Source organism: Sphingomonas lacusdianchii, from assembly GCF_022664395.1.
GTDB lineage: Bacteria > Pseudomonadota > Alphaproteobacteria > Sphingomonadales > Sphingomonadaceae > Sphingomonas > Sphingomonas lacusdianchii.
The window spans coordinates 1-5608 of sequence record NZ_JAKRET010000050.1; the positions used below are offsets into that span (position 1 = coordinate 1).

At 63.7% G+C, this 5608-nt stretch carries 4 protein-coding genes; 2 read left to right on the top strand and 2 right to left on the bottom strand.

Annotation, left to right across the window (positions count from 1 at the left end; all coding sequences use genetic code 11):
• Positions 1-59: 59 nt before the first annotated feature.
• The gene (locus MF607_RS22200; protein ID WP_347340920.1) at positions 60-629 is read right to left on the bottom strand and encodes a recombinase family protein; all 570 of its coding nucleotides are present in this window, start codon (positions 627-629) and stop codon (positions 60-62) included.
• 138 nt (positions 630-767) lie between these two features.
• Between MF607_RS22200 and MF607_RS22205 the strand changes: the two genes are divergently transcribed.
• Positions 768-3725, top strand: a complete 2958-nt coding sequence (locus MF607_RS22205; protein WP_242122344.1) for a Tn3 family transposase — start codon at positions 768-770, stop codon at positions 3723-3725.
• Positions 3726-3858: 133 nt separating this feature from the next.
• On the opposite strand, the gene MF607_RS22210 is transcribed toward MF607_RS22205, so the two are convergent.
• Positions 3859-4635, bottom strand: coding sequence for a class I SAM-dependent methyltransferase (locus MF607_RS22210; RefSeq protein ID WP_242122345.1), 777 nt, complete (start codon positions 4633-4635; stop codon positions 3859-3861).
• A gap of 81 nt (positions 4636-4716) precedes the next feature.
• Here MF607_RS22210 and MF607_RS22215 point away from each other — a divergent pair, with 81 nt between their 5' ends.
• Entirely contained in the window at positions 4717-5502 is a 786-nt protein-coding gene (locus tag MF607_RS22215; RefSeq protein ID WP_242122346.1) for a helix-turn-helix transcriptional regulator, read from the top strand.
• The last annotated feature ends 106 nt before the right edge of the window (positions 5503-5608 follow it).

The following is a 5608-nucleotide window of genomic DNA, read 5'->3' on the forward strand; positions in this document are numbered from 1 at the left end:
TAGGGGTCACTGCACGAAAGTGACATTTACGTACGCCAAGGGCGAACGTAGCTAGAACATCAGGCTTTCGCTTTTGCTGCTACGTCTTCAAGCGCCTTGTAGAGCGCGGTCTTGCCAACCTTGAGGCGCGTGGCAGCTTCGCGGACAGTTAGCCCCGCCGCAATATGATCGCGCGCCTTGCGCAGCTTATCGGGGGTGATGACCGGGCGTCGACCGCCGAGGCTCCCCCGCTCGCGCGCCGCCTTTAACCCGGCGTTGGTGCGCTCGCGGATCAGGTCGCGCTCGAACTGGGCGAGCGAGCCGAAGATGTTGAACACGAGCATCCCGCCCGACGTGGTGGTGTCGATCTGCTCGGTGAGCGATCGGAAACCGACACCGCGCGCGGCCAGTTCGCCGACCTTCTCGATCAGGTGGCTCATCGAACGGCCGAGCCGGTCGAGCTTCCAAACGACCAGCGTGTCGCCGGCACGCAGATAGGCGAGCGCTTCGGTCAGCCCCGGCCGATCGGTCTTCGCGCCGGACGCATGGTCGTCGAAGATGCGCTCGCATCCGGCGGCGTTCAGCGCGTCATGCTGGAGCGCCAGCTTCTGGTCGCCGGTTGAAACCCGCGCATAGCCGATCAGCGCCACGACCGGTTCCAATCTGTCCGTTTTCCCATCGATTTGCATTCTTGTCCGACTCGCCATCGCGGGTCCAGAGTTGGCGGACATATTCATGCTGGCCGCCAGAGGACCGTCTGACGGACAGAGCACAAAGGGTCGTGACGCATGGCAAGACGGCAATTGCTGACACGCGAGACCCTTGCCCCACATTACGATCCTCCAACCGACGAACGGGAGATCGCCCGTCACTTTACCCTCAGCCGTGAGGATCTCGATCTTGTCAGCGAACGTCGGGGAGCGTCGAGCCGGCTCGGGTTCGCGATGCTGTTGCTGTACATGCGTTGGCCGGGCCGTGTGCTGGAGGCCGGCGAGAACCCGCCGGGCGCCATCCTCGCCTTCGTCGCCGATCAGATCGACGTGCCGGTCACGGCGTTCAACGATTACGCCCGTCGCGATGAAACACGTCGCGCGCATCTCGCCGATCTCATGCAGCGGTTCAGCCACGCCGCTTTCGACCGGAATCACTTTCGCGCGATCGTGGCGTTCGCGATGCCGGTGGCGCAGACCGTCGCTCAGCCTCTCCTGCTTGCCGGCACCGTTATCGATGAGTTGCGACGACGCCGGGTGCTACTGCCGCCCCCGGCTGTCATCGAGGCGGTCGTCAGACACGCGCGTCAGCAGGCCGAACAACTCACCCATGAAATCCTGATCAACGGCATCGAGCTGGACAAGCTGGCAGCGCTGGACGCCTTGCTGACCCGGCGGTCAGATCAGGGAACGACATGGCTGGCCTGGCTGCGCAACGCGCCGCAGTCGCCGGCAGCGCGTAACATCTTGCGGCTGCTCGAACGGCTCGATCATGTCCGGATGCTCGGCCTCGACCCGTCGCGCGCCGCCATGATCCCATCGGCGACATTCGATCGATTAGCCGACGAGGCAGTGCGGATCACGCCGCAACATCTCGGCGAGCTAGCGGCCATGCGCCGCCACGCGACGCTCGCGGCCGCAGCCATCCGGCTCGAGGAAAGCCTGACCGACGCCGCGCTCACCATGTTCGACAAGCTGCTTGGCAGCATGGTGCGCCGCGCAGAAAACCGGACGCGCGACAAGGCGATTAGGACGGTACGCGAGATGCAGGGGCATCTACGTACTTTGACCGATAGCTGCCGCGTGCTGATCGACGCGCACGCCAAGGGTATCGACTCCCTTGCGCGTATCGGCCCGTTCGACTGGGGGCGGTTTGGCTCTGCTGTCGCCCAGGCGGAAGTCCTCGTCCGCCCCGAGACCATCGACCGTACGGCCGAACTGATCGAGCGGCATCGCACGGTGAGACTTTTTACCGGGCAATTCCTCCGGGCGTTCGTGTTTCGCGGGGCCGGACCGGTCCAGGGCATCCTCGACGCACTCGCCATCATCACCGATCTCTACCACACCGGCAAACGACGCCTGCCCGACAAAGTGCCGCTGCGCTTTGTGCCGGCGGGCTGGCGGCCCTTCGTGATCCGCAACGGTGTGGTCGATCGCGCGGGCTATGAACTCTGCGCCCTGTCCCAGCTTCGCGATCGGCTGCGGGCGGGCGATATCTGGGTGGCGGGCAGCCGGCAGTATCGTGACTTCGACAGCTATCTCATTCCACCTGCCACTTTCGCAGCGCTGCGCGAGAAGGGACCACTGCCACTCGCAATCGAAACCGGGTTCGCGTCTCATATCGAGGATCGCCGTGAGCGGTTGGACCGTGCGATTGAACGGGTGACGGTACTGGCCCGGCAGGGCGAACTGCCCCAGGTCCGCCTCGACGAAAACGGGCTGATGATTTCGCCGCTGAAGGCGATCACGCCACCCGCAGCAGAGGTTGCCCGGCGCACCGCCTATGACCGTCTTCCCCGTGTGAAGATCACGGATATCCTGCTCGATGTCGATGCGTGGACCGGCTTCGGCGACTGTTTCACGCATCGGCGCTCAGGCCGTCCCGCCGACGATCGCAACGCGCTGCTGACCGTGATCCTCGCCGATGGTATCAATCTAGGCCTGACCCGCATGGCGGACAGTTGCCATGGTGCTAGTCTGCGCCAGCTTGCTCACCTGCATGACTGGCACATCAGCGAGGCCGCCTATGGCGAAGCGCTGGGGCGATTGATCGACGCGCATCGCGCGTTGCCACTCGCTGGATTGTGGGGGAGCGGCGTCAGCTCATCGAGCGACGGGCAGCAATTCCATGCCGGTGGGCGGGGTGCCGCAATCAGCGACATCAACGCGCGCAACGGCAACGAACCCGGCGTGTCGTTCTACACGCATATCTCGGACCAGTATGATCCGTTCGGCTCGCGCGTGATCGCCGCAACCGCGGGCGAGGCCCCCTATGTCCTCGACGGTCTGCTGTACCACCAGACCGGGCTGTCGATCGAAGAGCATTATACCGATACGGGCGGTGCATCCGACCATGTGTTCGGGCTGATGCCGTTCTTTGGCTATCGCTTCGCGCCACGCTTGCGCGATATCAAGGAACGCCGCTTGCATCTGCTGCCCGGTCAGGAAGCAGGGCCATTGCTCGCCGGCATGGTCGGCGATCCGATCGCGCACGACCATGCAGCCGCGCATTGGGACGAACTTCTGCGGCTTGCCACCTCGATCCGGACCGGGACCGTCACCGCATCGGCGATGCTGCGCAAGCTGTCCGCCTATCCGCGCCAGAACGGTTTGGCACTGGCATTGCGCGAGGTCGGGCGGCTCGAACGCTCGATCTTCATGCTCGACTGGTTGCAGGACATCGATCTGCGCAGGCGAACCCAGGCCGGGCTGAACAAGGGCGAGGCGCGCAACGCCCTTGCCCGCGCATTGTTCTTCAACCAGCTCGGCGAACTGCGCGACCGCCGGTTCGAGAACCAGTCTTACCGCGCCTCCGGCCTCAACCTGCTGGTCGCCGCGATCATCCTGTGGAACACCCGCTATCTCAAACGGGCCTTGGTCGACATGGGTACGCCGGACGAAGTTGCCCGCCATATCGCACCGCTGGGTTGGGAGCACATCGCGCTCACCGGCGACTATAGCTGGGAGCGGGACGACCGGCCGATGCCGGATCAGTTCAGGCCCTTTCGCATCTCACCATCGCTCCTTGCCGCGTGAAGCTTTTTCAGGACTGGGACCTACCATAGTTGGCCTGAGCGGGGGGCGCCTTGGCGTTCCGAAAGCAGACGGAAGAACCAAGGCAGCGAGCCAGGAATGTTCGCTCCGGTTCATCTCCTGCGCGGGAGAGAAATCACGCCCTCGCCCGACATGCCGAAGCCTCGATCTGCATCGTGTCGAGCGTGAACGACCCGTCCGCCTCTATCGCATAATATGTCGACGTTTCGCCGGAGGCGACCCGCTGGAGTGAGCGGATCGCCGTGCGATGCGGCTCCGGGGTCCGCATGCGTTCGACCCATGTCGGGTAATCCATGCGCAACCGGCGGGTCTGTGTATTGCGCACCCGGAAACCGGCGCGATCAAGTGCCGCCATCCATTCCGATGCCCTGTAATCGCGGACATGCGAGGGATCGCGCAGGGCCTCTACAGTCTGAAGATGCGTGTCGAATCCGGCATGTCCCGGAGACACAACGTCGATGAAAACGGCAGTACCACCCGGTTTTATGATCCGCCGTGCCTCGCGCAGGCCGGCCTCGAAGTCGCGCCAGTGGTGGGCGGAAAAGCGGCAGCCCAGAAAGTCGAACGAGGCATCGTCGAAGGGCATCCGTTCGGCAGGTGCAACGCAGGTCTCGATATTGGACAGGCCCCGTTGCCGCGCCGTCCCTTTCACCGCGTCCATCATCGCTGCGGAAAGATCGACGGCGGTTACGACGCGGGCGTGAGAGGCCAACCGGTAGGCGACATGGCCACCACCCGATCCGAGATCGACAGCACGGTCCGGCCTTTCGCGGGCGGCAACCGCCTCCAAGGCATCGAGATCATCGCCCCCGGCATGGACGGCGCTTTGCACATAGGCATTCGCCTGCGAACCAAATTGGTCCTCGACAAGGGTTTCATGCGAACGGATCATGGATAATTCCTCCTTGGGCGCTTCCAACACCAGCCATTACCCTGTTACAATGTACATTCTTATCCTGTTATAAAATGACCCATGAACACCGTTGAACAGCGCAATCTGCTCGGACAATTCGTCCGCTCCCATCGTGAGCGTGTCGCCCCGGAACTGCCGGGGCGACGACGCCGGACGCCGGGCCTGCGTCGGGAGGAGCTGGCAGCGCGTGCCGGCATCGGTGTCACCTGGTGCGCCTGGATCGAACAAGGGCGCGATGTTAGCGTCTCGCCCGGCACGCTTTCCCGCCTTGCGGTGGCGTTGGCGCTTACCCCAGCGGAACGCGCCTATCTCTTCGAGTTGGCGGGACGTCGCGATCCCGAGGCACCACGATCGGGGTCGATGTCCCGGTCACCTGACGCCATAACCCTGTCAGTGGCGGCGCTGACTTGTCCGGCCTACGGGCTAGACCGGCTTTGGAACGCCTGTTGCTGGAATGGCGCGGCCGAACACCTGTTCGTCGGTTGGCTGGGCGATGCGCAGCAGAAAAATCTACTGCGCTATACGTTCACGGTGCCGTCCGCTCGTGACCTCCTGCCCGATTGGGAGCACCGGGCGAGGCGCCTGCTCGCAGAATTCCGGGCCGATTACGGGCGGATGCTGAACGATCCGGCTCTAGCCGCACTGGTCGAGGACCTGAAGAGCGAGTCCGATCTATTCGCGCACGAATGGAATGCCCAGTCCGTGATGGCGCGTGAGGGCGGCGCGCGGACCTTTATGCATCCGGTGGACGGTTCTCTCACCTATGCGCAACACACGTTCAGCCCGGCCGAGCGCCCCGATTACAAGCTTGTGGCACTGTTTCCATGGACGGAGGGTCACCTTTGACAATGTCCGCTCAAACGGGAGACCTGTCCTTGACCATTGCATTCGCTCGTTCGCTATCCGTTCGCGCTTGGCGTACGTAAAACTCACTTTCGTGCAGTGACCCCTA

Coding starts and splice junctions, on each gene's coding strand:
- MF607_RS22205 (WP_242122344.1), top strand. CDS start 768: ATGGCAAGACGGCAATTGCTGACACGCGAGACCCTTGCCCCACATTAC.
- MF607_RS22210 (WP_242122345.1), bottom strand. CDS start 4,635: ATGATCCGTTCGCATGAAACCCTTGTCGAGGACCAATTTGGTTCGCAG.
- MF607_RS22215 (WP_242122346.1), top strand. CDS start 4,717: ATGAACACCGTTGAACAGCGCAATCTGCTCGGACAATTCGTCCGCTCC.